The following is a 25,689-nucleotide window of genomic DNA, read 5'->3' on the forward strand; positions in this document are numbered from 1 at the left end:
TCGGCCGATAGCTCGGGTTGGCTGGAGCCGGGCGGGGCGGAGTTCGCGCTCGCGTTCCTGGGCCCTCGAGGCACGGCATCGTCGGGACCAAGCGTGGGAACCGGGCGGCTGGGCGTCGCTGCCGACGTGCCCGGGTGCGGTGCCGGTGCCGGTTTGCAACCAATCGCCATGGATATGGCCAGCAGCGAAAAGGTTAACGCTGCCATCGATCCAATGCCGGCTTGGCAGCAAGCCAGGGACGAACGGGGTTGAGGGGACGCGATAGGGAGTGGGTTCTGCACGGCTTTCTCCGTGCCGCGACAATTCAGTCCGGCCTTGTCATGTCAACGTAAAAGCGCATTGCAAACAGCCACATCGAACGATGGCTCAGTTGCCGGCGAGGCTTCCCTGCAACGCGGCGGCAATGGCGGCATCGCCATTGACGAGATCCGTCCAGAGCAGCTCCTGGCCCTTGCGATGGCCCTTCTCGACCAACTTCAGACCCAATGGGTCGATGGTCAGGGTGTAGGCGCGATCATCCACGATGATCTCCCGGCGGACGGGCTTTTCGAGTTTGGTGGTCATGGGAGCTCCTGGCGGAGTGTGGATGGAACCGCCTGTGGCTTACCGTAGCGATCCGACGGTAAGGCGCCGTGAATGCGGTGCGACCTTGGCTGGCAGACGGCGTATCAGTGCTGCAGCACGCCAATCCGGTCACGGCCTGGTAGGGCCGCGACCGGAGACGCAGAGTGTCGGCTGACCGACTATTTAGAAGCGCACGCCCAGGCCAAGCCCCGCTACGACCGGGTTCAACTCGGCATTGCCGACCTTCTGGCCATCGAGCATCACGTCCGAATCGCCGTGCAGGTAGCGCACGTCGGCACGGGCAAACCAGCTGGGGCTCAACTTGACGTCGACACCGGCAGTCGCCATGGCGCCCTTGGCGGTTTCCACGCCGATGCGCTGGCCCGCCAGGGCGCCGGTCGGCTCGGCGGTTTCACCGTCGTAATTGGCCTCGTAATAGCCCAGGCCGACGAACGGGCGCACCAACTGCTCGCTGGTACCGAAGTGGTACTGGCCGCTGACCGCATAGGGCTGTGATTCCACGCTGCCGAGCTTGCCGCCGTTGGCGCTGCGTACGCGGTGGTCGAACTTGTCCGCCGCGCCCCAGGCTTCAACCGCGATGTTGTCGGTGACGTAGTAGCTGGCGCTGAGGGTGGCTGCCGTGCCGCCGTCGAGCGTGGTGCGCTCGCCGGCGATGGTCGGGTTGCTGGTCGGCTCGCTCAGCGCGAAACCGCCCACGATCGCCCAAGGCTTCGCGTCGGTATTGGTGGTCTGGGTGGCGTAACTGTCCTGGACAGTTTGCTGGTCCACGTCCTGCGCGAAAGCGACGGCTGGAGCGACGGCCATGGTGCCCAACAGGGCGATGCTCAAATGGCGAAAACGAATCATGTGGTTCTCCAAGTTCTTGTGACTTGTGGGGGAGCCCGGCCGTTTGTCTGGCCAGGCCGCGCCACCCTAGCCAGCCGGGAATGAACATCACTTGGCTTGCCGCGTCGGAGCAGGGGAACTTTCATGGAATCGTGCTGCAACCCATTGGGACAGCGACGTTTTTTTGGCCTGAACCGCCGCTGCAGCGCGTGCTGGCGTCTGCGCAGCAGCCGTTCGGCCCGGGCGTCGGAGTGGCTTGGGGAGTGCGGTGAGGTGTCGCGTGCGGCGGGCCAAACATTGGCGCGTACGGCCCGCAACAGCCACAATAAGGCTTTCGCGCATGGCGGAGCCGAACATGGCTGAGTTGAAGGAAGCACGGGTCCCCGATATCGGTGGTTACGACGGCGTGCCGGTGATCGAGGTGCTGGTTGCCGTCGGCGATACGGTGGAAGTCGACCAGGGTCTGGTCACGCTGGAGTCGGACAAGGCGACGATGGAAGTGCCGTCTCCCTTTGCCGGGATCATCCGTGAGCTGAAGGTCAAGCTGGACGATGAAGTCACCGAAGGGGCCGTGGTGGCGCTGATCGAACCGGTTGCCGAACCAGCTGCCGACAGCGCCAAAGAACCCGATCAAACCGCCGCCAGCAGCGAGCCGCCCCGTGCCGAGCCTGCCGCACCGGAACAGCGCACCAAGGCGGCGGAGACGGCGACCAGCGTCCCGCCCACCGAAGTGGGCACGCCCAACAAGCTGGCGCAACGCGAGATCGCCGACGCGCGCGACACCGAAACGGCGGGACAGGCCACGACGCCGCGCTCTCCGCCGGTGGTGTTTGATGCTGATGAGTTGCTGCCCGACAAAGTCGCGTACGCGAGCCCGGCGGTGCGCCTGTTTGCGCGCGAGCTGGGCGTCGACCTGATGCAGGTGACCGGTAGCCAGCGTGGCGGGCGGATCGGCAAGCAGGACGTGCAGCAGTTCGTCAAGGGCGCGATGCAGGGAGACCGTGCCGCTGGTGTGGCGGCGGGTGGTGGTGGCCTGGATCTGCTGCCGTGGCCGAAGGTGGACTTCAGCAAGTTCGGGGCGACCGAAACCCGTGCGCTGACCCGCATCCAGAAGCTGTCCGGCGCGAACCTGTCGCGCAACTGGGCGATGATCCCGCACGTCACCCAGTTCGACGATGCCGACATCACCGAGCTGGAAGCGCTGCGCGTCAGCCTCAACAAGGAAAACGAAAAAGCCATCGCCAAGGGCAACGCGACCAAGCTGACCATGCTCGCGTTCCTGATGAAGGCCAGCGTCAGTGCATTGAAGAAGTTCCCGGACTTCAACGCCTCGCTTGACGCCAGCGGCGAGAACCTGGTGTTGAAGCAGTACTTCAACATTGGCTTTGCCGCCGACACCCCCAACGGACTGGTGGTACCGGTGGTGCGCGACTGCGACACCAAGGGCGTGATGCAGATCGCCGCCGAGACCGGCGAGCTCGCCGCCAAGGCGCGCGATGGCAAGCTCGGTCCGGCCCAGATGAGCGGCGGCTGCTTCACCATCAGCTCGTTGGGAGGCATCGGCGGCACTGCATTCACCCCGATCGTCAACGCCCCGGAAGTGGCGATCCTCGGTGTCTCGCGCTCGGACATGAAACCGGTCTGGAACGGCAAGGAATTCGTCCCCCGCCTGACCCTGCCGCTGTCGCTGAGCTACGACCACCGCGTGATCGACGGCGCTGCCGCCGCACGCTTCACCAGCTATATGGCGAAGATCCTCGCCGACATGCGCCGGATGCTGCTGTGACCGGGCCCGGGCGATCCGTGCACGAGGCTGGCTGAGCCAGGCCGTGCAAGCCAGCACGCCCGCGGAGCGGATCGAGCACGCCGGTGGCCGCGTGGTCGACTCGGTTGATGCGGCCACGCGGGAGGGCTGGCTGGGCCTGCAACCCATTTTGGAGTATCAGCTGATCAGCCTGTCGAGCTTCCAGCTGACCGTTGGCGGCTTGGTCGCGGCGGTGCTGGCGGTCTTGGGTGCGCTGCTGGTGTCGATGCTGTTGCGACGCACGCTGGTTCGTTACGGCAAGCAGCGCCAGAACGTCAACCACGCTGCGCTGTACACGGTCGCGCGGGTCGCCCACTACCTGCTGTTGCTGATCGGGGTAATGCTGGCGCTGCAACTAGCCGGTGTGCCAGTCGGCGAGTTCGCGGTGTTTGCCGGCGCGCTCGGTATCGGCCTGGGGTTCGGGCTGCGCGAGATCTTCGCCAACTTCATCGGCGGGCTGGTGCTGCTGTTCGACCAGTCGCTGAAGGTCGGCGATTTCATCGAGCTCGATGCCGACGTGCGCGGCACCGTGCGCGACATCAACATGCGCGCGACCCGCATTATCACCAACGACAACATCGACATCATGGTGCCGAACGCCGAGTTCATGACCGGGCGGGTGGTCAACTGGACCCACCGCGACGCCCTGCGCCGCATGCGCGTGCCGTTCAAGGTCGCCTACGGGGTCGACAAGGAACTGGTCAAGAAGGCCGCTCTGGAAGCCGCCGCCAAGGTGCCGTTCACCCTGGCGACGGAGGGCCGCCACCGGCCACAGGTCTGGCTGGCCGATTTTGGCGATGGCGCGGTCGAATACCTGCTGGCAGTGTGGTTGACCGAGGAGGCGACCAAGCGCAACGCCGCGATCAAGGCCGCGTACCTGTGGGAGCTGGATACGTCGTTCAAGAAACATGGCATCGAGATCCCGTTGCCACAGCGCGACCTCAACCTGCGTAGCGTGTTCGGACTCACTGGTGAGGACGCGATTGCGCTGCTGCGGGGGCAGCCGATATCGAGCCCGGACACCCAGGCCCCAGCGGCAAGCGAGCTGAGCGCGGCCGAACGCGAGACGCTGGGAAACAACGACGCGCGGGACTATGCCGCACCCTCCCCCGAATCCCATCAACATCCCGCTGCGCCCGACCCATCGCGCGGCCAATAAGGAGACACAGCCATGGCACAGATTGAAGTGAAGGTTCCCGACATCGGTGATTACGATGGCGTGCCGGTAATCGAGGTGCTGGTCGCTGTCGGCGACACGGTGGTCGTCGATCAGGGCCTGGTCACGCTGGAGTCTGAGAAGGCCACCATGGAGGTGCCATCCAGCGTGGCCGGGGTGGTCAAGGAGCTGCGGGTCAAGGTCGACGATACCGTGGCCGACGGCGCTGTGATCGCGGTGATTGAAACCCAAGCCGAAGGTGGGAGTGAGGCCGCGAGCAACGGCAAGGGCGAAGATGCCAAGGCAGACGCACCACCGAAGGATGCGAAAGCGGTGGCCGCCGACACCGCCGACAAATCACCTCTCCCGCCTGCGGGAGAGGTCGACGCGCGCAGCGTGGCGGGTGAGGGCGCTCCAAAGGCGTCACCGACTGCGCCGACGGCCGCGCCGGCGTCTGGCCGTAAAGCCGATGTCGAGTGCGCAATGCTGGTGCTTGGTGCCGGGCCGGGCGGCTACACAGCCGCGTTCCGGGCCGCTGACCTGGGCCTGGATACCGTGCTGGTCGAGCGGTACGCGCAACTGGGCGGCGTCTGCCTCAACGTGGGCTGCATCCCGTCCAAGGCCTTGCTCCACGCCGCTGCAGTGGTCGACGAGGCCGCGCATGCGGGTGATTTCGGGATTGACTTTGGCAAGCCGAAGATCGCTCTGGACAAGTTGCGCGACTACAAGCAGAACGTCGTCGGCCAGCTGACCAAGGGTTTGGCCGGCATGGCCAAGCAGCGAAAGGTGCGCGTGATCACGGGCGTCGGCACGTTCATTTCCGCCAACGAGCTGGAGATCCAGGGCGAGGATGGGAAGCTGCAGCTGGTGAGTTTCAAACAGTGCATCATTGCCGCCGGCAGCCAGGCGGTGAAGCTGCCGGGATTCCCGTGGGACGACCCGCGCGTGATGGATTCAACCGACGCGCTGGAGTTGGCCGATATCCCGAAACAGCTGCTGGTGGTGGGTGGCGGCATCATCGGCCTGGAAATGGCAACGGTGTATCGCGCGCTGGGCAGCGAAGTCACCGTGGTCGAGTTCATGGACCAGTTGATGCCTGGCACCGACAAGGACCTGGTCAAGCCACTGGCCGACCGGCTGAAGAAGCAGGGCGTACAGATCCATCTGAAGACCAAGGCGGCCAAGGTCGAGGCGCAGAAGAAGGGCCTGAAGGTCAGCTTCGAGCCGGCGGCCGAAGGTGGCAGCGTGCCCGATCCCAGTCTCTACGACCGGGTGCTGGTCGCCGTCGGTCGCGCGCCCAACGGCGGCAAGCTCGATGCGCAGAAGGCCGGGGTCGAGGTGACCGATCGAGGGTTCATTCCCGTCGACCGCCAGATGCGCAGCAGCGCGTCGCACATTTTTGCCATCGGTGACCTGATCGGCAACCCGATGCTCGCCCACAAGGCCACCCACGAGGCCAAGCTGGCCGCGGAAGTGGCCGCGGGCGAAAAGAAGGAATGGGTGGCGCGGGTGATCCCATCGGTGGCGTATACCGACCCGGAGATCGCCTGGGTCGGCCTGACCGAAACCGAGGCCAAGGCCAAGAACCTGAAGATCGGCGTTGGCAAGTTCCCGTGGGCGGCATCCGGGCGTGCGATCGGGATCGGTCGTACCGAGGGCTTCACCAAGTTGCTGTTCGATGAGGCAACCCAGCGTGTGGTCGGCGGCGGCATCGTCGGGGTGCATGCGGGTGAGCTGATCGCCGAGATCGCGCTGGCGATCGAGATGGGCTGTGAAGTCGGCGACATCGGCCACACCATCCATCCGCATCCGACCCTGTCGGAGTCGGTCGCAATGGCGAGCGAGGTATTCGACGGCACCATCACCGATCTGTACATACCGAAGAAGGGCGCGCCGAAGAAGGGCTGAGCGGACCGGCGTTTGCCGGCCCAACCGGGTTAAAAAGAGAAGCCCCGGCGGATCAGGCCGGGGCTTCGAGCCCGTCGCTACTTTTTTGCCTTGACGAGGAGAGAGAGACGACGGGGACGTGCCCCACTATTGACCGGCGTCCTGCGGAAAGGTTCCGCGGCAGCGGCAGCTGATTTCGCCCAGTCGCGGCATGACGCCCTGCCTGCGTTGCTGGATGGGCGTCCAGGCCTTCTCGTGGAAGTGGCAGGCGACGGTGTTGCTCGTATTTGAACCGGCGTTCAATTGCTCTCGGCAAGCCCCGTTCAGGGACGTTTACGTAACGGTGGCTACCGGCAGTTGCCGCAAGCATCCGCGCCCTCTATAATTCGGCGGCTTCATCGGGCGATCTTCTACCCACTCCCGGACGACAGGCAAGCGTGCACGATCCAATGTTCGCAGGTCGCCGACTGGCATCGCGCGTCATCGCCTTCCAGGCTGGCGTGACGGTGTTGGTTGCGCTGATTTTCCTGATGCAGGGTGCGCCATCGGCGCTCGGCGCCCTTGTCGGTGGTGGTGCAGTTGTCGCTGGCAGCGTGGTGGCGGCACTGGTTGCGCTGGGCGGCGGGGTTCAACCGGCTGGCGCGGTCATGGGCCGTTTGCTGGCAGGCGTGTTGTTGAAGTGGGTGGTGGTGTTTGCAGTATTCACGCTCGGCTTGGCCGGGTTGAAGTTACCGCCGCTGCCGATGTTGGCCGGCGTAGTAGCGGCGACGCTGGCCTTCGTGCCGGCCCAAATCCTGAAACGGAAAGGTGTCCTTCGTGAGTGAACAGACCGGCTCTGGCGGCCTGAACGAATACATCCAGCACCATCTCGAGCAGAACACGATCGAGTTGGTAGGCGGCAGCTTCAACATCGACACGTGGGCCGTGTCGTTGGTGCTGGGGCTGATATTCATTGCGTGGTTCGGCTATTTCGCACGCAAGGCGACGTCCGGCGTGCCCACCAAGGGGCAAGCTTTCGTCGAACTGATCCTGGAGTTCGTCGACAACCAGGTCAAAGACAACTTCCACGGTGATCGCAGCTCGCTGACGCCATTGGCGCTGACCATCTTCATGTGGGTCGTGTTGATGAACGCGATGGATCTGCTGCCGCTGGATACCCCCGGCATGGCCATCCAGGTGGTTGCCGGTGCCGAAGTGGCCAGCCACACCTTCTTCCGCTGGGTGCCGACCGCCGACCTGAACACCACCGTGGGTATTTCGCTGGTCGTGTTCTTCCTGATTTTCTACCACTCGATCAAGGCCAAGGGCGGCTTCGGTTTCGGCAAGGAACTGCTGACCTCGCCGTTCCACGCCGAGGGCAAGGTCACCCGGGCGATCCTGGTGCCGGTCAATCTGGGCATGAACGTCATCGAGTACGCGGTCAAGCCGGTATCACTGGCCATGCGACTGTTCGGCAACATGTACGGTGGCGAACTGGTGTTCATGCTGATCGCCGGCATGCTCGGCGGCAGCTTGCTGATGTTCGTGCCCGGCGTACTGTTCAACTTCGCCTGGGCGGTGTTCCACGTCCTGATCGTGCTGCTGCAGGCCTTCATCTTCATGATTCTCTCGGTCGTCTATATCGCCAGCGCCTACGAGAGTCATTGATCCGGTAAACCCCGTTTTTCAGTTCCCGATTTCCCGAGTTCCTCATTGCTTCATCCTTCCGCCAGTTCAAATCACACATTCAAGTAGGAGAAAACCATGGAATTTATCGCCAATTTGCAGGGCATGACCGCGATCGCGATCGGCATGATGGTCGGCCTGGGCTCCATCGGCGCATGCCTCGGCATCGCGCTCATGGGTGGCAAGTTCCTCGAGTCGGCCGCGCGCCAGCCCGAGCTGGTACCGATGCTGCAGGGCCGCATGATCCTGTTGGCCGGCCTGATCGACGCCCCGTTCATCATCGCGTTGGCGGTTGGCTTGCTGTTTGCCTTCGGCAACCCGCTGCTGAGCGCGGTTGGTGCTGCCTGATCCACGGTTTTGACTCATTGAGCCGTCCGGGTTTCCGGGCGGTTCTCCCGGGCATTCATGCCCGCAGCGTCCCTACGGAGCTGTCATGAATATCAACATGACCTTCCTGGGCCAGATGCTCTCGTTCGCGTTGCTCATCTGGTTCACCATGAAGTTCATCTGGCCGCCCCTGAACCGGGCGATCGAAGAACGCCAGAAAAAAATCGCCGAAGGCCTTGCGGCTGCCGAGCGCAGCCAGCACGACCTGGCCGAAGCGCAGCACAGCGTCGACGCTGCCATGCGCGAAGCCCGGACCAAGGCCAACGAGGTGATCGAGCAGGCGCACCATCGCGCCAACCAGATCATCGAGCAGGCCAAGACCGATGCGATGGTCGAGGCCACGCGCCAGAAAGCGCTGGCGGACGCGGAGATCCTTGCGGCGCAGAACCGTGCCCGCGAAGACTTGCGCAAACAGGTCTCGTCGCTGGCGATCAGCGGTGCCGAGAAGCTGTTGCATCGTGAAATCGACGCCAATGCCCACAAGGCGTTGCTCGACGAACTCGCAGCGCAGCTTTGAGCCAGCCAGCTTTGAGCCAGCCACTGACCAGAGGCCACAAGCGATGAGCCAGAACATGACCCTCGCCCGCCCTTATGCGCGTGCCGCCTTCGCGGCGGCGAGCAATGACGGCCACGCCGCCGATTGGTCGCAGGCGCTCGGGCTCGCCGCCCGTGTCGCCGCCGACCCGACGGTAGAGGCACTGTTGAAGCACCCACGCTTGTCGACCGGCGACGCGATCGCGTTGCTGGCCGATGACGGCGCGAACGAGGAGTTCCGGCAGTTCATCGGGCTGCTTGCCGACAACGACCGCTTGCCACTGCTGGCCGAGATCTCCGGGTTGTTCGAGCAGTTGCGCGCGCAGTCGGAGAACCTCGTCAAGGCGCGGATCACCTCGGCCAGCGAAATGCCGGCTGGCGAGCTGGAGTCGATCCGGGTCGCGCTCAAGAAACGTTTCGACTGCGAGGTCGAGCTGGAAACCGCGATCGACGAGTCGCTGATTGGCGGCGCGGTGATCGACGCCGGCGACGTGGTCATCGACGGATCGCTGAAAGGCAAGCTGTCGCGGCTGCAATCGGCCCTGGCCCACTGACCGACCCCAGTCGCATCCACGAATCATCGTTTACTTCCGGCGCTCGCGCCGGGCACAAGGGAAACACCCATGCAAACCACGCTCAACCCGTCCGAAATCAGTGAACTGATCAAGACCCGCATCGAGAAGGTCAAGCTGTCCGCGGAGTCGCGCAACGAAGGCTCGGTCACCTCGGTGGCCGACGGCATCGTGCGCATCCACGGCCTGGCCGACGTGATGCAGGGCGAAATGATCGAGTTGCCGAACAACATCTTCGCGCTGGCCCTGAACCTGGAGCGCGACTCGGTCGGCGCCGTGGTGCTGGGCGGCTACGAGAACCTGCGCGAAGGCGACGTGGCCAAGACCACCGGCCGCATCCTTGAAGTGCCAATCGGCACCGAGCTGCTGGGCCGGGTGGTCAATGCGCTGGGCGATCCGATCGACGGCAAGGGTCCGGTCGACGCCAAGCTGACCGCGCCGGTGGAGCGCGTCGCCCCAGGCGTGATCTGGCGCAAGTCGGTCGACCAGCCGGTGCAGACCGGCTACAAGTCGGTCGACTCGATGATCCCGATCGGCCGCGGCCAACGCGAGCTGGTCATCGGCGACCGCCAGACCGGCAAGACCGCGATGGCGATCGACGCGATCATCAACCAGAAGGGCACCGGCATCAAATGCGTGTACGTCGCGATCGGCCAGAAGGCCAGCTCGGTCGCCAACGTCGTGCGCAAGCTGGAAGAGCAGGGCGCGATGGACCACACCATCGTGGTCGCCGCGACCGCGTCCGAGTCGGCGGCGATGCAGTACATCAGCGCCTACTCGGGCTGCACCATGGGTGAGTACTTCATGGACCGCGGCGAAGACGCGCTGATCGTGTACGACGACCTGTCCAAGCAGGCCGTGGCGTACCGCCAGATCTCGCTGCTGCTGAAGCGCCCGCCGGGCCGCGAAGCGTATCCGGGTGACGTGTTCTACCTGCACTCCCGCCTGCTGGAGCGCGCCGCGCGCGTGTCCGAGGAGTACGTGGAGAAGTTCACCAACGGCGAAGTGAAGGGCAAGACCGGGTCGCTGACCGCGCTGCCGATCATCGAGACCCAGGCCGGTGACGTGTCCGCGTTCGTGCCGACGAACGTCATCTCAATTACAGATGGCCAGATCTTCCTGGAAACCGACCTGTTCAACGCCGGTATCCGTCCAGCCGTGAACGCCGGCATCTCGGTGTCGCGCGTGGGTGGCTCGGCGCAGACCAAGATCATCAAGAAGCTCTCGGGCGGCATCCGCATCGCGCTTGCCCAGTACCGCGAGCTGGCGGCGTTTGCGCAGTTCGCTTCCGATCTGGACGAGGCGACCCGCAAGCAGCTTGAGCGCGGCCAGCGCGTGACCGAGCTGATGAAGCAGAAGCAGTACCTGCCGATGTCGATCGCCAACCAGGCATTGTCGATCTACTCGGTCAACGAGGGTTACCTGGACGACGTCGCGGTGAACAAGCTGTTGGCGTTCGAGGAAGGCCTGCACGCGCACTTTGCCAATACCCAGGGCGAGCTGATCGGCAAGATCAACGCCAGCGGCGCGTGGAACGACGAGATCGAGGCGGCCTTCAAGAAGGGCATCGAAGAGTTCAAGAAAACCGGCACCTGGTAAGGCGGACAAGACGATGGCAGGCGGACGTGAAATCAAAACCAAGATCAAGAGCGTGCAGAACACCCGCAAGGTGACGCGCGCGCTCGAGATGGTCTCGGCTTCCAAGATCCGCAAGGCGCAGGAGCGGATGAAGGTATCGCGGCCGTATGCGCGGGTGATGAAGCAGGTGATCGGGCACCTGGCCCAGGCCAACTCCGATTACCAGCATCCGTACATGACCGAGCGCGCGGATCCCAAGCGCGTCGGTTACATCATCGTGTCGTCCGACCGCGGACTGGCCGGTGGGCTCAACAACAACCTGTTCCGCAAGCTGCTGGGCGAGATCCGCAACTGGCAGCAGCAGGGCGTCGAGGTCGACGTGGTCACCATCGGCCAGAAGGCTTCGGTGTTTTTCCGCCGGGTCAAGGTCAACATGCTGGCCACGGTCACCCACCTGGGCGACCAACCCAAGCTGGAGCAGCTGATCGGCGTGGTCAAGGTGGTGCTGGACGGGTACAGCGGCGGCAACATCGACCGTGTGTTCGTCTGCTACAACGACTTCGTCAACACCATGACCCAGCAGGCGACGTTCGAGCAGTTGTTGCCGCTGCCGCCATCGGACGCGCCGGTGTCCCGGCACGATTGGGACTACCTCTACGAGCCCGATGCGCAGACCGTGCTGGATCACGTGCTGACCCGCTACATCGAGTCGCTGGTGTACCAGGCGGTGCTGGAAAACGTGGCCTCCGAGCACGCTGCTCGCATGGTCGCGATGAAGTCGGCGTCCGACAACGCCAACAAGCTGATCGACGAGTTGCAGCTGGTCTACAACAAGGCGCGGCAGGCGGCGATCACCCAGGAAATTTCCGAAATCGTCAGTGGTGCGGCAGCGGTCTGACCGGCATCACAACGGTTCCAATCCAACATCCCGCGGCCGCGACCTGCGATCCGCAAGCAGCATTTAGAGATACGAGGAAACATCATGAGCCAGGGCAAGATCGTTCAGATCATCGGTGCCGTCGTCGACGTCGAGTTCCCACGCGAATCCGTTCCGCGCGTCTACGACGCGTTGAAGGTAGACAACACCGAGATCACGCTGGAAGTGCAGCAGCAACTGGGTGATGGCGTGGTGCGTGCGATCGCGCTGGGCTCCACCGACGGCTTGAAGCGCAACCTGATGGCGACCAATACCGGCAAGGGCATCACGGTGCCGGTCGGTCTGGGCACGTTGGGCCGGATCATGGACGTGCTGGGTCGCCCGATCGACGAAGCCGGTCCGGTCGAAGCCAACGACCAGTGGGAAATCCACCGCGAGGCGCCTTCGTATGAAGAGCAGGCTGCGGCGAACGACCTGCTGGAAACCGGCATCAAGGTCATCGACCTGATGTGCCCGTTTGCCAAGGGCGGCAAGGTCGGCCTGTTCGGCGGCGCCGGTGTCGGCAAGACCGTCAACATGATGGAGCTGATCAACAACATCGCCAAGGCGCACGAGGGCCTGTCGGTGTTTGCCGGCGTGGGCGAGCGTACCCGTGAGGGCAACGACTTCTACCACGAGATGAAGGACTCCAACGTCCTGGACAAGGTCGCGATGGTCTACGGCCAGATGAACGAGCCGCCGGGCAACCGCCTGCGTGTCGCGCTGACCGGGCTGACCATGGCCGAGTACTTCCGCGACGAGAAGGACGAGAACGGCAAGGGCCGCGACGTGCTGTTCTTCGTCGACAACATCTACCGCTACACCCTGGCCGGTACCGAAGTGTCCGCGCTGCTGGGCCGCATGCCGTCGGCGGTGGGCTACCAGCCGACCCTGGCCGAAGAAATGGGCGTGCTGCAAGAGCGCATTACCTCGACCAAGACCGGCTCGATCACCTCGATCCAGGCCGTCTACGTGCCTGCCGATGACTACACCGATCCGTCGCCGGCGACCACCTTCGCCCACCTGGACTCCACCGTCGCGCTGTCGCGCAGCATCGCCTCGCTGGGTATCTACCCGGCGGTCGACCCGCTCGATTCCACCTCGCGCATGATGGATCCGAACGTGATTGGCAACGAGCATTACGACACCGCCCAGCGCGTCCAGCAGACCTTGCAGAAGTACAAGGAACTGAAGGACATCATCGCGATCCTGGGCATGGACGAGCTGTCCGAAGAAGACAAGCAGGCGGTATCGCGCGCTCGCAAGATCGAGCGCTTCTTCAGCCAGCCGTTCCACGTCGCCGAAGTGTTCACCGGCTCGCCGGGCAAGTACGTGCCGCTGAAGGACACCATCCGTGGCTTCAAGGGGATCGTCGATGGCGAGTACGACCACCTGCCGGAGCAGGCGTTCTACATGGTCGGCAGCATCGAGGACGCGGTCGAGAAGGGCAAGAAGATCATCGGCGAAGCAGCCTGATTCATTGAGCAAAGAGAATGTCCATGAGCAGCACGTTCCGTTGTGACATCGTCAGTGCTGAGGAAGAGATCTTCCGCGGCGAAGCCACCATGCTGGTGGCGACCGGCGAGCTAGGCGAGCTCGGCATCGCGCCCAGGCACGCCCCGCTGATCACCCGGTTGAAACCGGGCAAGGTCGTGGTGACCCTGCCGGGCGGTGAGCAACTGGACTTCGCCGTCACCGGTGGGATCCTGGAAGTCCAGCCGCAAGTGGTTACCGTGCTGGCCGACACCGCCGTGCGCGCCCAGGACATCGACGAAGCTGCCGTGCGCGCCGCCAAGGAAGAGGCCGAGCGGATTCTTTCCGGCCGCGGCGAGCCGATGGAGATTGCCGAGGCACAGGCACGGCTGGCCGAGGTCACCGTCCAGTTGCAGGCGCTGGAGCGGCTGCGCAAGAACATGCAGCACTAGGCAGCGATTCCCGCGACAGCAACGCCCGACGCCGGCCCCGTGCCGGCGTCGTCGTGTCCGGGGCGGTAGGGCGCATCAACGATGCGCCAGACAGCCGCGTCAGCGCCGGTACACCCAATGCCGCGAAAGCAAAAAGCCGACGCCGCCAAGCACGACTTCCACCCCCGGCTTCGCCAACCACGCCCATTTCAGTCCGGCCAGTTGGTTGATCGCGCCGATCGACCAGGTGCTGATCGCGGTGGTCAACAACCACATCAGCAGGAATCGGAAGAACTGGCGCTTGCCGACGGTGGTGTGGTCGCCGGCAAAGGTGATCCGGCCGTTGAGCCAGAACCCCAGCAGCGCGCCGCTGATCCGGCCGGCGACGTTCGCCGGTTCCACCGGCATCCCGAAATGGCTCAGCGCCACCATTACCGCCCAATCGAGCAGCCATTGGACGATGCCGATCATCAGGTAATGCTTGCCTTCGCGCGACAGGCTCATCGGCCAGCGACCGCGCTCGACGTTACGACGGCGCCGCTCCGGCAGCCTGCACGCGGGGTAGAACTGACAGGGAGCAATGAAGGATCGGGCACCGCGGCATCCTAGCAGGCACTACGCGGGCAGGATCATCCCGCCCCCAGGCATCCCGACCCGACTCATCCCGGCTAGAATCCCGGTTGCAAATCACCTCGCACTTTGGAGTCCGCATGTCCCCCCCATTGCACGTCGTCATCCTCGCTGCCGGCGAGGGCAAACGCATGAAGTCGGCACGGCCCAAGGTGTTGCAGCAGGTCGCCGGCAAACCGATGCTGGGTCATGTCATCGATACCGCCCGGGCGTTGAACGCGGAAGGCATCCATGTGGTGTTTGGCCACGGCGGGCAGCAACTGCGCGATGCTTTCGCCCTGCAGTCGGACCTGACCTGGTCAGAGCAATCCCTGCGCCTGGGTACCGGGCATGCATTGCAACAGGCGATGCCGGCGGTGCCGATGGATGCGCGGGTGCTGGTCCTGTACGGCGACGCGCCGTTGATCACCGTGACGACCCTGCGTCGACTGCTTGCGGTGTCTGGCCGGGTGGCGGTCCTGGTGGCCGACCTGGAGGACCCGAACGGATACGGGCGGATCATCCGCGATGCCGAGGGCAACGTGGCGCGGGTCGTGGAGCAGAAAGATGCCGACCAGGAGCAACGCGATATCCACACCGTGAACAGCGGCATCCTGGTGGCCGATGGCGAGCCGCTGCGTCGCTGGCTGGAGCACCTGGACAACGATAATGCACAGGGCGAGTACTACCTGACCGACGTGTTTGCCGCGGCGGCCGAGGAGTTCAGCGCCGCCGAGATGGTCCACGTCCACGATCCGATCGAAGTCGAAGGTGCCAACGATCCGTGGCAGCTGGCGCAACTGGAACGCGCTTACCAATTACGCGCCGCCCGCTCGCTGTGCGTGGCTGGCGCGCGACTGGCCGACCCGGCGCGGGTCGACGTGCGCGGGGAGGTCAGCGTGGGCCGTGACGTCGAGATCGACGTCGACGTGGTGTTCGAGGGGACGGTCGAACTGGCCGATGACGTGCGCATTGGGCCATTTTGTCGCCTGAGCAACGTCAAGCTCGGGCCGGGTACCGAGGTGCGTGCGCATTGCGACCTTGACGGCGTGGTGGTCGAAGGGGCCGCGACGATTGGTCCGTTCGCGCGACTGCGTCCCGGCACGGTACTGGCTGACGGCGCCCACGTCGGCAATTTCGTGGAGATCAAGAACACCTCCATGGGGGTGTCCAGCAAAGCCAACCACCTGAGTTACCTCGGTGACGCGGTCATCGGCAGTGGCGTCAACATCGGTGCGGGCACCATCACCTGCAACTACGACGGGGTGAACAAGTCGCGCACGGTGATCGAGGACGGCGCCTTCATCGGCTCCAACACCTCGCTGGTCGCGCCGGTGACGGTCGGCAAGCAGGCGACGATTGCCGCCGGTTCGGTGATCACGCGCACCGCTCCCGCGGACAAGCTCAGCGTCGCGCGTTCGCGGCAGTCGGTGGTCGAGGGCTGGCAGCGGCCGAAGAAAAAGTAGCGACTTGACTGAAGTCGCGACCCACGGCCTAGGTGCAGATGGGCCATGGGCCGTTACGGACTCCTTGCGTCCGGGATCAGCAACGTCACGCACAGGCCGCCACCTTCGCGGTTCAGCAGCGCGACGCGGCCACCATGGGCTTCGGCGATTTCGCGTGCCAATGCCAGGCCCAGCCCGGTGCCGTGGCGTTTGGTCGAATAGAACGGCAGCAGCGCGTTGGCCAGCACCGCCTCGTTCATGCCACTGCCGCGGTCGAGCACGTCGATGCGCCACGCCTGGGGCATGCGGCGTAGCGACAGGCGGACATCTTCCGGTGCCGAGCCGGACTCGTGGGCGTTCTTCAGCAAGTTCAGCAGGCACTGTTCCAACTGCGCCGCGTCCAAGCGGGCGATGCCGTCGATGCCGCCTTCATCGGTTGCGAAATCCACCTGGCTGCGCAACTGCTCGATGAAGCGCGACCACGCCACCGGCTCGCGTCGGGGCGCGGGCAGCTTGGCGAAGTGGGCGTAATCGCGGATGAACCCTTCCAGGTGGCGGGCCCGCTCCTCGATCGTGGCGAAGGCGGTCGGCAGCCGTTCGTACTGGCCACGCCGCAGCAGCTCGGCGCCCGAGTGGGCGAGCGAAGCGATGGGTGCCAACGAGTTGTTGAGCTCGTGGCTGATGACCCGGATCACCTTCTTCCAGGTCTGCACTTCCTGACGGCGCAGCTCGGCGGTCAGCGCGCGCAACAGCACCAGCTCGTGGCGGCGGCCGTTGAGGCGGAACTCACGCCGGCTCAGGTGATAGATCTCCTCGTTGCCGTTGTCGCTGCCCTGGTTGATGTCGTCCGGGTCATCGCTGACGGTGAATATCCCGTCGCCGCCGCGCTCCAGGGCGTCGCGTAGTGCGTCGGGCATTCGCGACACCAACGCGTCGAACGACTGGCCTTCCAGCTTGTGACCTTCGCCGAGCAGCGTGCGCGCGGCGAGGTTGGCGTGGACGATCCGGCGCGACGGGTCGACCAGCAGCATCGCCACCGGCGTGTTCTGCACCATCGTGTCCAGCAACAGCTCGCGCTCCACCAGCGCCAGCCGCTGGTCACGCAGGGTGTCGCCGAGGTGGTTGTGGGCCTGCACCAGTTCGCCCAGTTCGCCATGCACGTTCGATACCAGGCTGAAGTTGTAGTCGCCGTCGCGGTAGCTGGCGACGGTGCCGGCCAGGGCCCGGAACAGCGAGTTCATTGGCGCGAAGACACGCCGCACGTGGTAAGCCAGCAACGGCAGGTCAATGGCCAGCGACAGCGCCCAGGCCATCCAGGGTTGCGACAGCCAGGGCGTGAACCACAGCGCAAGCGCGGCGACGCCGGCGGCATGCAATAGCGCCAACAAGGTGAAGACAAGGCTGATCGGTAGTCGACGTAGCCAGCTCATGGCGGTTCAGTCGCGCTTGATGCCGAGCCGGTCGAGGCGGCGATACAGCGCCTGCCGCGACAGTCCCAGCTCGCTCGCCGCCTGCGCCAGTACACCGCCATTGCGCTCCAGCGCGGCTTCGATCTGGCTGCGGTCGGGTTCATCGTTCACGATGGCTGCAGTGCCGCGCGCGGTGCTGCCGGCCGCAGGGGGTGGCAGGCCGAGGTCGTTGGCGACAATGCGCTGACCGCGACCCAGCAGCGCGGCACGTTGCAGGGTGTTGCGCAGTTCGCGCACGTTGCCGGGCCAGGCGTGGGCCAACAGGGCATGTTCCGCGCCGGTATCTAGTTGCTTGCCTGGCGGCAAAAAATGGCGCGCCAGCGGCAGGATGTCGTCAGGCCGGTCCGCCAGCGCCGGCAGTTTCAGCTCGATGGCGTTAAGTCGGTAGTACAGGTCCTCACGGAAGCGGCCGTCGGCGATCAGTGCCGGCAGGTCGGCGTTGGTCGCACTGATGATGCGCACCTTGACGCTGCGCTCGCGGTTGCCACCCAAGCGCTCGAAACGGCCGGTTTCCAGCACCCGCAGCAACTTGACCTGGCCAGCCGGGGACAGCGTTCCGATCTCGTCGAGAAACAACGTGCCGCGGTCGGCGGCCTCGAACTTGCCCTCGCGTGAGCGGGTCGCGCCGGTGTACGCGCCGGCTTCGGCACCGAACAGCTCCGCCTCGATCAGTTCGCCTGGCAACGCGCCGCAGTTGAGCGCGACGAACGGCCCATCGCGCACCGACGAATTGGCGTGCACGATCTCGGCGAACTTCTCCTTGCCGGTGCCATTGGGACCGGTGATCAATACCGGCAGGTCGGAGCGTGCGACCTGGCAGGCCAGCGACAGCACGCTCTCGCTGGCGGGGTCGGCGTAGACCAACCCGCACAGGTCGTAGTCGCGTGCCAGCGCATCCCGGCGGCGGCGCTCGCCCTGGCGGTGGCGTTGCAGCTCGCGTCGCGCTTCCGACAGCTCCAGCAGGTTGTTGACCGTGGCCAGCAGCTTGCGGTCGTCCCAGGGTTTGGCGAGGTAATCCGCGGCGCCGGCCTTGACCAGGTCGACCGCCGATTCCAGATGCGTCCACGCGGTCAGCAGGATCACCGGCAGGTCGGGGTGGCGCGCGCGGATCTCGCCGAACAGGGCCATGCCCTCCTCGCCGGAGGTGGTGTCGGCGCGGAAGTTCATGTCCTGCACGACCAGGTCGATATCGCCGCCCGACAGCGCCGCCAGTCCGTCCTCCGGGCTGGTCACCGCGCGGGTGTCGATGTCGTGCAGCGAGAACAGCACGTCCAGCGCGGTGGCGACCGCCGGGTTGTCGTCGATGACGAGGATGGTGGGCATGAAGGCTCGAAGTTGGATGGTGTTGTTCCCTCTACCCGCGGGAGAGGGAACCAAGCGTTCACTCTAAACGCTGCCTGCTCTACACGCTGCGTGTAGCTACCGCCGGCGGCACCGCGGCGGCGCGTCGTGCGGGGCCGAACACGGCGATCTGGCCCAGCACCCACAAGGTAATCGCGCCGACCGGCAGGTACATTGCCGGCAGGCGGGCCAGCTCGTAACGCTCCATCAGCATCAGGTTGATACCGTAGGCCATCGCCATCCCGAGCGCGATGCCGACCGTGGCCAGCAGGAAGTTCTCGGTCTGGAAGTAGCGCAGGATCTGGCCGCGGGTTGCGCCCAGTGCACGGCGCATGCCGATCTGCTTGGTGCGCTGCTGAACCCAGAAGCTGGCCAGTCCGACGATGCCCAGCGCGGTCACCACCAGCAGGCCGGCAATGACGGCCACGAGCAACCAGGCCATTGAGCGCTCGCGCTGGTAGTACTTGCCGCGCAAGGCCTGAAAGGACTTGGACCCCTCTTCGAGCATGATCCGTTCCGGTCCGTTGCCGCGCAGCGCGGCCACCGCGGACGCCAGGACTTCGTCGCGCCGGGCCGGGTCGGTGCGCAGCACGTAGTTGCCGCCAAGGCTGTATGCCGGCCTGAGCGGGAAGATCATCGAATACTCGTGTGCTTCGGGTCCTCCCTGTTGGCCCGGGCGGACCAGGTGCTCAACCACGCCCACTATCCGGATTGGATCGTCGCCCCAGCTGTAGAAGGACTTGCCGATCGCATCGCCATCGGGGAACAGTCTGTCGGCCATGCTGCGGGTGATGATGGTCGAGGGAATCTTTCCTGCCGAGTCGGGTTGTCTGACAACCGAGTAGTCCGCGTATTCATCGGCGGTGAAATCGCGTCCCGCCACCAGCTTCAGGCCGAAGGTTTCCAGGAACGCGCTTTCAGCCATGTACACGGTTGCATTGAGCGTCGGTTGGCTCTGGTCGGCGTGCATCGTGACGCTGCTGTTCCAGGAGGAGTTGACGAACGGAACCTGGTTGACCACGGTCGCGTTCCTGACCCCGGGCAAACCGCGCAACACGGCCAGGTCGGATGCGGTCTGTGCATCGGCGTTCTGGTCCTCGCCAATCCCGGCGAGCTGGACCCGGACCAGCTCGTTCTCGGCCACCCCGCTGACTTCGTTGATCTGGGTGACGCGCGTACCAATCAGGAACAACGCGTTGCAGATGATCGCGCAGCTCAGCGCGATCTCCAGCACGATCAGGCCGGCTGCGGTCTTGTGGCGCAGCAGGGTGGACAGGATGGGGCGGATGTTCATCGGTTTCTCCGTCGGCTCATTGCGACTTGAGTTGCATGGCGGGGGATACCTGCATCGCGCTCCACGCCGGCAACAGGCCTGCCAGCAGGCTTGCGACGATCGCGATCACGAACGTGGTCACCAGCATGGCCGGATCCAGGTGGGCAAGGTCCGCGTAGTCGGTGGGCTGCTGCCGCACAGCCCACAAACCAATCCATGCCAGGACGAGGCCGAGGATGCCGCCGGCCAGACCGACCGCACCGGCTTCGGTCAGGCACTGCAGGAAGATTTCCCGGCGCGATGCACCCAGCGCGCGCCGCACGCCGACCTCGCCACTGCGGCGCATGAACTTGGCCAGCAGCAGGCCAACGGTGTTGACCAGACAGACCAGCAGGAAGCCGAACGCCAGCCAGACCTGCATGACCACGTCGCGGGGCACCACCCGGTTGAACTCGAGCCACTCCATCACGTTGCGAAGCCGGACGTTGGTAGGTCGTTCGAACCGTCCGGCCGCCCGTTGCTGATCGGAATAGTTGGTCAGGTACTGGCGATAGGCGTCCGCTTGCTCGGGAGAGTCCAGCTCCACCCAGTACTGGATCCAGGCACAGGGGGCATTCACGTCGGTTTCGCCTTCGCGACTGTCACCCCAGCAGTTCATGTTGCCGCTGCGGGCCATTTCCAGGTCGCGGGAAGTGGAGAACGGCAGGAACACCTGGTCGGTCTCGCCATAGCCGCTGTTGCCATTCATGTCGTAGAACTTGGGCGTGGGCCGCCACTCGTCCAACACGCCGAGGATCTGGAAGGTGGTCTTGTCGACAAGGATTGTTTTTCCGGTGCTGTTGCTGCCACCGAACAACCTCTCATTGAGCGCCTTGGTGATCACCACGACCCGCGCATTGCCCTCATCCTCCGCGGCGCTCCAACCGCTGCCGTACAGAAACGGCATTGCGAACATCGGGAAAATGTCCGCACTCGAGTAGCGGACGTCAACCCGGAACGGAGGCAGCTGGCTTTGGGTTGGCTCGATCGACACGCTGCCGCCGGTCATCATCGCCTGGCGAGTCCCGCGCTTCTCGCGCAGCAGCGCCTGCGCATCGAAGCGGGTCAGCTGGCCATTCGGTTCCTGGTCCGGTGCGTAGCCATCCATGACTTCGGCATCCAGCTGGGCATGGAACAGGGTCGCGCTTTTGTCGGGTATCGGGTCGCCCGACAGCACGTGAAACACCGTCAGGGTGGTCATGCTGGCGCCGATGCCGAGCGCGATCGCGAGCACCATCAAGGCGGTCAATACCTTGTTGCGCCTGAAGCTGCGTAATGCGAGGTCGACGTAGTAGGTGAACATGTGGCGATCCTTCGAAACAGTTTTTGTAGGAGCGACGTAAGTCGCGATCACCCTGGTGGGTAAGGTTTGGTCGCGACTTACGTCGCTCCTACAGGGGTCAGGCGGTCGCGTTTGTGGGGGCGTGGCGCCGCAGGCTTGGCTCGGCTGCCAGGTCGGTCGCCATGCCGTCGACGATGTGGACGTTGCGGTGCGCGCGTGCGGCCAGTTCCGGGTCGTGGGTGACCATCACGATGGTGGTGCCCTTGGCGTTGATCTCCTCGATCAGCTCAAGCACGCTGCGCGCCATCTGCGAGTCGAGGTTGCCGGTGGGTTCATCGGCCAGCAGCAGGCGCGGGCTGCCGGCCAGCGCCCGCGCAATCGCGGCGCGCTGCTGTTGGCCGCCGGACAGCTCTGCGGGGAAGTGCTTCATGCGCGATGCGAGGCCAACTTTCTCCAGCGCGTCCTCGATCCGTTGCTTGCGTTCGGACGCCGACATCCGGCGATAACGCAGCGGCACGTCGACGTTGTCGAAAAGGTTGAGGTCCGGAATCAGGTTGAAGCTCTGAAAGATGAAACCGATCTTCTGGTTGCGCAGCTTGCTGCGGGCGTCATCGGACAGGCCGGACACATCCTCGCCATCCAGCTTGTAGACGCCGCCGGTGTAGGTTTCCAGCAGTCCGGCGATGTTGAGGAAAGTGGTCTTGCCGGAGCCCGATGGGCCGGTGACGGCCACGAACTCGCCTTCGCTGACGTGCAGGTCAAGTGAGCGCAACGCGTGGGTTTCGACGACTTCGGTGCGGTAGACCTTGGTGACGGCTTGCATGGACAGCATGGTGGGCTCCGGCGGGCGGGATGTTGGTGGGATCAGGAGTGCACGTGGAACAGCGGCGGCCGGTCCGTGGGCAGATAGCTGTGGGGCCAGGCACGGCGTGGCGGCTGGTTGTGGCAATCGCCGAACGCGACACCCATCAAGCTGGCGTCAACTGCGAACTGTTCGAACAGGCGCGGCGGGATGGCGTCAGCCAGATCCTGCGAGATCCAGTTGCGTTGGTCGGGAAAATGCGAGTGGGTGTTCATGCTTACTCTCCAGTGATCCGGACTTGGGGGGCATCGCCAAACTGGTCGCTGCCGGAGACGACCACGCGGTCACCTGCCTGCGCGCCTTCGAGTATCTCGACCGCACCGAGGCTGCTGACGCCGGTGCGGATCTGGGTCAGCACCGCGATGTCGCCGTCCATCACGTAGGCGCGGGTGCCGCCGCCCTGCTCAAGGAACGGTCCGCGCTCGACCTGCAACACGTTGTCGCGGGTGTCGAGCAGGATCCGTGCGCGCATGCGCTGGTTCTGGCGCAGGCCCGGTGGCTGCTGGTCGGTGAAGCGCAGGCGACCGGTAACCTCGCCGTTGACCACTTCAGGCGACACCGACGACACCTTGGCCGGGTACTCGCCGCGACCGCCGGACAGTTGTGCCGGCATGCCGATGGCCAGATCGCGGGCGAAGCTTTCCGGCACCTTGATCTCCACTTCGAACCGGGTCAGGTCGACCACGCCCAGCACCGGTGCATTCGCGGCGACGTTGGCGCGCTGGTCCACCAGCACCTGCCCGACCTGGCCATCGAACGGCGCCCGCAAGGTCAGCAGATCCACTTGGCGCTGCAACTCGGATACGACCGCGCGCTGGCGGTCGGCAAGCAGTTGCTTGTTGCGACTGTCCAGGCCGGCGCCCTTGCCTTGCAGCGTGAACTCGCGACGCGCATGGGCCAGGCCGATCTCGGCCTTCTTGAGGTCGTCCTGCGCCCGTGCGACATCGATCTGCGCGACCGCACCGCCCTCGTAACCGTGCTGGTTGCGCTGCAGATCGCGCTCGGCGGCCTGACGATCAATACCGGCCTGGTCAAGACTTTGGCGCGCGGCGGAGCGTGCGATCTGAGTATCCAGCGTGGCGCGGCTGGCTTCTGCCTCAAGGCTCGCCAGTGTCGCCTCCTCCTGGGCCAGCTTGCTGAGCAGTTCGGGGCTGTCGATCACCGCCAGCACGGCACCCTTCTTCACCACATCGCCGGCGACCACGTCCAGGGTGACGGTGCCGCCGGCAATCGCGTACAGGGTTGGGCTGTTGGCGGCGATCACCCGGCCATCGGCGGAGATGTCGCGCACCAGGTCGCCGCGGGTGACCTCGGCGATACGCACGCGGCCGGCGTCGTACGACCGGCTGCCCGCACTCCAGCTCAGTACCAGCCAGACGGCCAGCAACACGAGGGCAATTGCGGAGGCGACGGCCAGTAGCCGGTTGCGACGCCTGCGCGCCTGTCCGGAGGCGCTGGAAACGGGTTGGTCCTGTGCGGAGGTGTCGCGAATGCTCATGGGTTCCCCTTGGGTGGTTACCAACAGTCAAGCAGGTTCCATGCCAACGCGTAACCAATTGATATCAAATGAAATGCATCGTCGTGTGGCGTCCGGCGGACGGTCTTCCGCGTCCGGCCGGACGGCCACTCCGGGAAAAAATCCCGACAAATATTCCCCCTCGATCCCGGCTAAACTGTGCTGCTACCTGCAGGAGTTCTAGTCATGTGTGGAATTGTCGGTGCGATCGCGGATCGTGATGTGGTTCCGGTCCTGATCGAAGGCCTGAAGCGGTTGGAGTACCGCGGCTACGACTCGGCCGGCATTGCCGTGATCGACGGTCAGGACGTGCGCCGGGTGCGCCGTACCGGCCGGGTCGCACAGATGGAAGGTGCCGCGCTGGCCGAGGGCTTCCACGCCCAGCTCGGCATCGGCCACACCCGATGGGCCACCCACGGCGGAGTGACCGAAGCCAACGCACACCCACACGTCAGTCACGGCGTCGCGCTGGTGCACAACGGCATCATCGAGAACCACGACCAGCAGCGCGAAAAACTCATCGCGATGGGCTACGAGTTCGAGTCCCAGACCGACACCGAGGTCATCGCCCATTTGATCCATTCCTTCCTCACCCAAGGCAAGGATCTGCTGCACGCGGTGCAGGCCGCGGTGCAGGAATTGCGCGGTGCGTACGCGTTGGCCGTGGTGAGCCGCAAGGAGCCGCACCGCCTGATCGCCGCACGCATGGGTTGCCCGCTGCTGATCGGGGTGGGCGAGGGCGAGAACTTCATCGCCAGCGACGTTTCCGCGATCCTGCAGGCGACCCGCAAGGTTATCTTCCTGGAAGAAGGCGACACCGCCGAGATCACCCGCGATGCGGTGCAGGTATTTGGCCCCGACCACGCCCCGGTCGAACGTGAGGTGCACCTGTCGGACGTGTCGCTGGCGTCGCTGGAGCTTGGGCCCTACAGCCACTTCATGCAGAAGGAGATCCACGAGCAGCCGCGCGCGATCGCCGACACCATCGAAGGCGTGATCGATATCGACGGGTTCTCGCCGGAGTTGTTTGGCGCGGACGCGGCTCAGGTGCTGGCCGGCGTCGAAGGCGTGCAGATCCTCGCCTGCGGCACCAGCTACTACGCCGGCCTGACCGCGCGTTACTGGATCGAGGCGATCGCCGGGCTGCCGTGCTCGGTAGAGATTGCCAGCGAGTACCGCTACCGCGACGCGGTCGCCAACCCGAAGCACCTGGTCGTCACCCTGTCGCAGTCGGGTGAGACGCTGGACACGATGGAGGCGCTGAAATACGCCAAGTCGCTTGGCCACGACAAGACCCTGTCGATCTGCAACGTCCCCGAGAGCGCCATCCCGCGCGCCAGCCGTCTGGTCTATTACACCCGCGCCGGCGCCGAGATCGGCGTCGCCTCGACCAAGGCCTTCACCACTCAGCTGGTGGCGTTGTTCACGCTCACCGCAACCTTGGCCAAGCTGCACGGGCGCCTCGACGCGGCGCGCGAAGCCGAGTACCTCGACGCCCTGCGCCACCTTCCCGGCAGTGTCCAGCACGCGCTCAACCTGGAACCGCAGATCATCGCCTGGTCCGAGCGCTTTGCCCCCAAGGAGCACGCGCTGTTCCTCGGCCGCGGCGTGCACTACCCGATCGCCCTGGAAGGCGCGCTCAAGCTCAAGGAAATCTCCTACATCCACGCCGAGGCCTACCCCGCCGGCGAGCTCAAGCACGGCCCCCTGGCACTGGTGACCGCGGACATGCCGGTGGTGGTGATCGCCCCCAACGACAGCCTGCTGGAGAAGGTGAAATCCAACATGCAGGAAGTCCGCGCCCGCGGCGGCGAGCTGTTCGTGTTCACCGACGAGGACAGCCAGTTCGGCCCCTCCGAAGGTGTCCACGTCATCCGCGCCCCCCGCCACGTCGGCGTGCTCTCGCCGGTGATCCACACCATCCCCGTGCAACTGCTCGCCTACCACGTGGCATTGGCGCGCGGCACCGACGTGGACAAGCCGAGGAACCTGGCGAAATCGGTGACGGTGGAGTAATTAGCTGCGCTCAGATCACCACGC

At 65.0% G+C, this 25,689-nt stretch carries 24 protein-coding genes; 14 read left to right on the top strand and 10 right to left on the bottom strand.

Annotated features, from left to right (window positions below; translation table 11 throughout):
- Positions 1-366: 366 nt before the first annotated feature.
- Together ACW5DN_RS12915 and ACW5DN_RS12920 are read right to left on the bottom strand one after the other, a co-directional pair.
- Complete coding sequence (locus tag ACW5DN_RS12915) at positions 367-564, bottom strand: hypothetical protein (RefSeq protein WP_456963218.1); 198 nt, start codon at positions 562-564, stop codon at positions 367-369.
- A 183-nt stretch (positions 565-747) separates the two neighbouring features.
- On the bottom strand, positions 748-1,431 hold the full coding sequence (locus ACW5DN_RS12920) for an OmpW/AlkL family protein (RefSeq protein ID WP_456963219.1): 684 nt from the start codon (positions 1,429-1,431) through the stop codon (positions 748-750).
- Positions 1,432-1,765: 334 nt separating this feature from the next.
- Here ACW5DN_RS12920 and ACW5DN_RS12925 point away from each other — a divergent pair, with 334 nt between their 5' ends.
- The 12 genes from ACW5DN_RS12925 (at position 1,766) to ACW5DN_RS12980 (ending at position 13,834) form a co-directional block, all read left to right on the top strand.
- Positions 1,766-3,196: a dihydrolipoyllysine-residue acetyltransferase gene (locus tag ACW5DN_RS12925; RefSeq protein WP_456963220.1), complete on the top strand. Its 1,431-nt coding sequence runs from the start codon at positions 1,766-1,768 to the stop codon at positions 3,194-3,196.
- A gap of 43 nt (positions 3,197-3,239) precedes the next feature.
- Entirely contained in the window at positions 3,240-4,373 is a 1,134-nt protein-coding gene (locus ACW5DN_RS12930; protein WP_456963221.1) for a mechanosensitive ion channel family protein, read from the top strand.
- A 12-nt stretch (positions 4,374-4,385) separates the two neighbouring features.
- Positions 4,386-6,278, top strand: a complete 1,893-nt coding sequence (gene lpdA / locus ACW5DN_RS12935; RefSeq protein ID WP_456963222.1) for a dihydrolipoyl dehydrogenase — start codon at positions 4,386-4,388, stop codon at positions 6,276-6,278.
- A 428-nt stretch (positions 6,279-6,706) separates the two neighbouring features.
- On the top strand, positions 6,707-7,081 hold the full coding sequence (locus tag ACW5DN_RS12940) for a hypothetical protein (RefSeq protein WP_456963223.1): 375 nt from the start codon (positions 6,707-6,709) through the stop codon (positions 7,079-7,081).
- A complete protein-coding gene (gene atpB / locus ACW5DN_RS12945; RefSeq protein ID WP_456963224.1) occupies positions 7,074-7,904 on the top strand; it encodes a F0F1 ATP synthase subunit A in 831 nt (276 codons plus the stop codon). Before ACW5DN_RS12940 ends, atpB begins: the two co-directional genes overlap by 8 nt.
- Positions 7,905-8,000: 96 nt before the next feature.
- Positions 8,001-8,270, top strand: a complete 270-nt coding sequence (gene atpE / locus ACW5DN_RS12950; protein ID WP_456963225.1) for a F0F1 ATP synthase subunit C — start codon at positions 8,001-8,003, stop codon at positions 8,268-8,270.
- An 85-nt stretch (positions 8,271-8,355) separates the two neighbouring features.
- The gene (locus ACW5DN_RS12955; RefSeq protein WP_456963226.1) at positions 8,356-8,826 is read left to right on the top strand and encodes a F0F1 ATP synthase subunit B; all 471 of its coding nucleotides are present in this window, start codon (positions 8,356-8,358) and stop codon (positions 8,824-8,826) included.
- Between the two features lie 43 nt (positions 8,827-8,869).
- Positions 8,870-9,397, top strand: coding sequence for a F0F1 ATP synthase subunit delta (locus tag ACW5DN_RS12960; protein ID WP_456963227.1), 528 nt, complete (start codon positions 8,870-8,872; stop codon positions 9,395-9,397).
- A 69-nt stretch (positions 9,398-9,466) separates the two neighbouring features.
- Entirely contained in the window at positions 9,467-11,014 is a 1,548-nt protein-coding gene (atpA, locus tag ACW5DN_RS12965; protein WP_456963228.1) for a F0F1 ATP synthase subunit alpha, read from the top strand.
- A gap of 13 nt (positions 11,015-11,027) precedes the next feature.
- On the top strand, positions 11,028-11,891 hold the full coding sequence (atpG, locus tag ACW5DN_RS12970; protein ID WP_456963229.1) for a F0F1 ATP synthase subunit gamma: 864 nt from the start codon (positions 11,028-11,030) through the stop codon (positions 11,889-11,891).
- A gap of 84 nt (positions 11,892-11,975) precedes the next feature.
- Positions 11,976-13,385: a F0F1 ATP synthase subunit beta gene (gene atpD / locus ACW5DN_RS12975; RefSeq protein ID WP_456963230.1), complete on the top strand. Its 1,410-nt coding sequence runs from the start codon at positions 11,976-11,978 to the stop codon at positions 13,383-13,385.
- 23 nt (positions 13,386-13,408) lie between these two features.
- Positions 13,409-13,834 (top strand): F0F1 ATP synthase subunit epsilon, encoded by a 426-nt coding sequence (locus ACW5DN_RS12980; protein WP_456963231.1) that lies wholly within the window; start codon positions 13,409-13,411, stop codon positions 13,832-13,834.
- 99 nt (positions 13,835-13,933) lie between these two features.
- Here ACW5DN_RS12980 and ACW5DN_RS12985 read toward each other — a convergent pair whose 3' ends face one another.
- Positions 13,934-14,317, bottom strand: coding sequence for a GtrA family protein (locus ACW5DN_RS12985; RefSeq protein ID WP_456963232.1), 384 nt, complete (start codon positions 14,315-14,317; stop codon positions 13,934-13,936).
- A 206-nt stretch (positions 14,318-14,523) separates the two neighbouring features.
- Here ACW5DN_RS12985 and glmU point away from each other — a divergent pair, with 206 nt between their 5' ends.
- The gene (gene glmU / locus ACW5DN_RS12990) at positions 14,524-15,888 is read left to right on the top strand and encodes a bifunctional UDP-N-acetylglucosamine diphosphorylase/glucosamine-1-phosphate N-acetyltransferase GlmU (RefSeq protein WP_456963233.1); all 1,365 of its coding nucleotides are present in this window, start codon (positions 14,524-14,526) and stop codon (positions 15,886-15,888) included.
- A 53-nt stretch (positions 15,889-15,941) separates the two neighbouring features.
- Here the strand turns inward: glmU and ACW5DN_RS12995 are convergent, their stop codons facing one another.
- From ACW5DN_RS12995 to ACW5DN_RS13025, 7 genes are all read right to left on the bottom strand, one after another.
- Positions 15,942-17,297 carry a sensor histidine kinase gene (locus tag ACW5DN_RS12995; protein ID WP_456963234.1) on the bottom strand — a complete coding sequence of 452 codons (1,356 nt, stop codon included), beginning with the start codon at positions 17,295-17,297 and terminating at the stop codon, positions 15,942-15,944.
- A gap of 6 nt (positions 17,298-17,303) precedes the next feature.
- Positions 17,304-18,659: a sigma-54-dependent transcriptional regulator gene (locus ACW5DN_RS13000; protein ID WP_456963235.1), complete on the bottom strand. Its 1,356-nt coding sequence runs from the start codon at positions 18,657-18,659 to the stop codon at positions 17,304-17,306.
- 79 nt (positions 18,660-18,738) lie between these two features.
- A complete protein-coding gene (locus ACW5DN_RS13005; protein WP_456963236.1) occupies positions 18,739-19,971 on the bottom strand; it encodes an ABC transporter permease in 1,233 nt (410 codons plus the stop codon).
- Between the two features lie 16 nt (positions 19,972-19,987).
- Positions 19,988-21,292 (bottom strand): ABC transporter permease, encoded by a 1,305-nt coding sequence (locus ACW5DN_RS13010; RefSeq protein WP_456963237.1) that lies wholly within the window; start codon positions 21,290-21,292, stop codon positions 19,988-19,990.
- A 97-nt stretch (positions 21,293-21,389) separates the two neighbouring features.
- The gene (locus tag ACW5DN_RS13015; RefSeq protein WP_456963238.1) at positions 21,390-22,103 is read right to left on the bottom strand and encodes an ABC transporter ATP-binding protein; all 714 of its coding nucleotides are present in this window, start codon (positions 22,101-22,103) and stop codon (positions 21,390-21,392) included.
- 32 nt (positions 22,104-22,135) lie between these two features.
- Positions 22,136-22,348, bottom strand: coding sequence for a hypothetical protein (locus ACW5DN_RS13020; RefSeq protein WP_456963239.1), 213 nt, complete (start codon positions 22,346-22,348; stop codon positions 22,136-22,138).
- Positions 22,349-22,350: 2 nt separating this feature from the next.
- A complete protein-coding gene (locus tag ACW5DN_RS13025) occupies positions 22,351-23,631 on the bottom strand; it encodes an efflux RND transporter periplasmic adaptor subunit (protein WP_456963240.1) in 1,281 nt (426 codons plus the stop codon).
- A gap of 204 nt (positions 23,632-23,835) precedes the next feature.
- Here ACW5DN_RS13025 and glmS point away from each other — a divergent pair, with 204 nt between their 5' ends.
- Positions 23,836-25,665 (top strand): glutamine--fructose-6-phosphate transaminase (isomerizing), encoded by a 1,830-nt coding sequence (glmS, locus tag ACW5DN_RS13030; protein ID WP_456963241.1) that lies wholly within the window; start codon positions 23,836-23,838, stop codon positions 25,663-25,665.
- Positions 25,666-25,689 lie beyond the last annotated feature (24 nt).

Source organism: Lysobacter sp. A289 (assembly GCF_054072675.1).